Annotated in this window: 2 protein-coding genes; both read right to left on the bottom strand. The window is 67.6% G+C overall.

Annotated elements, in window-relative coordinates:
- Positions 1 to 8 precede the first annotated feature (8 nt).
- Complete coding sequence (locus tag ACWD12_RS41035) at positions 9 to 407, bottom strand: hypothetical protein (protein WP_450103956.1); 399 nt, start codon at positions 405 to 407, stop codon at positions 9 to 11.
- Positions 404 to 1,258 carry an IS5 family transposase gene (locus tag ACWD12_RS41030; RefSeq protein WP_450103955.1) on the bottom strand — a complete coding sequence of 285 codons (855 nt, stop codon included), beginning with the start codon at positions 1,256 to 1,258 and terminating at the stop codon, positions 404 to 406. Before ACWD12_RS41030 ends, ACWD12_RS41035 begins: the two co-directional genes overlap by 4 nt.
- Positions 1,259 to 1,362 lie beyond the last annotated feature (104 nt).

Genomic DNA, 1,362 nt, shown 5'->3' with positions numbered 1-1,362 from the left:
AGAGGGCGTTAAGTCCGTTTCTTGTACTGGCCGCGTCCGGGTTGTTCGAGGAGTCCTTGGCGTACGAGTCGGCCCAGGCGGGAGCGGGTGACGTTGGTCGAGGGCTCGTCGGTGGGCAGGTCGAGGTGTTCGTGCAGTTCACGGACGCGGAACACTGCCCTGGGGTGTTCGTTGAACGTGGTCACGATGCGCTGGTAGACGGTGGTGCTCTCGGCGGGTGCCGATTCGCGGCCGGAAGGGGTGAGGCCGTCGATGACCTTGCGGGTGGTGGTCAGTTCGATCAGGCGGGCCTCGGCCTCGGTCAGGGCGGTGGTGAACTGCTCGATCTGTTCGCGTAGTTGGTCGGTGCGGGCGGCGGTCTCGTCGTGCTCGGCCTGTAGTTTCCGCAGGAGTTCGGAGACGTTCATGCGGCCAACGTCATCTCGTTCCGCCAGGCGGGGCTCGGGACGGTGAGGCGCCGGAGCATGCCGGCGGTGGCGGCCCAATAGACGCGGGAGGCGGCGTTGTCGGGCCGGTGGTCGTAGTCGCGGGCCAGGCGCCGGTGCAGCACGAGGGTGCCGTTGACCTGCTCGACCACCCACCGTTTCGGCTGCGGGACGAAGCCTCGGCCCTTGTCGTCGGGGTTGCGCCGGACCACCTCGACGGTGATGCCGTGCACAGCTCCGCGGATGATCACAGCGTCCTTGAAGCCCTGGTCGACCAGGGCCTTCTCCAGGCGCAGCCCGCACCGCTCCGCGGCCTGGTCCAGCAGGGCGATGCCCGCCTCGTTGTCGTGCGCGGAGGCGGGCAGGACCACCACGCCGATGATCAGGCCCAAGACGTCGACGACGAGCCCGCGCTTCCTGCCGGGCGTCTTCTTGTTCACGTCCAGCCCCGTCGTCTCCTTCGGCACCCCGGCCGCGACGCGGACCGACTGGGTGTCGATGATCACCAGGGACGGGTCCTCTAATCGCCGGGACCGCTCCCTCACCTGACAGCGCAGAATCTCCTGGATCCGCTGGTCAAGGCCGTCCTGGCGCCACAGGGTGAAGTAGTAGAACACCGCGGACCAAGCCGGAAGGTCGTGCGGCAGGAGCCGCCACTGACAGCCCGTCCGGTTCTGGTAGAGGAGCGCGTTCACGACCTCGCGCAGGTCGCAGGAGCCCGGATCCCCGGTCGCCGACCGCGCCACACGTGCCTGCTTCCACGCGGTGACCAGCGGCTCGATCAACACCCACTGCTCGTCGGACAAGTCGGTTGCGTACGGCATCCGTTCCATGGCCGCGACCCCATCACGCCCACGACATGACACGAGGACGGAACCGTTCCATCACCCACGAACGGGCGACATCACATCACCAGAAACGGGACTTAACGCCCTCT

It is taken from the genome of Streptodolium elevatio, from assembly GCF_053592165.1.
This window is presented reverse-complemented; position numbering and strand designations above follow the sequence as displayed.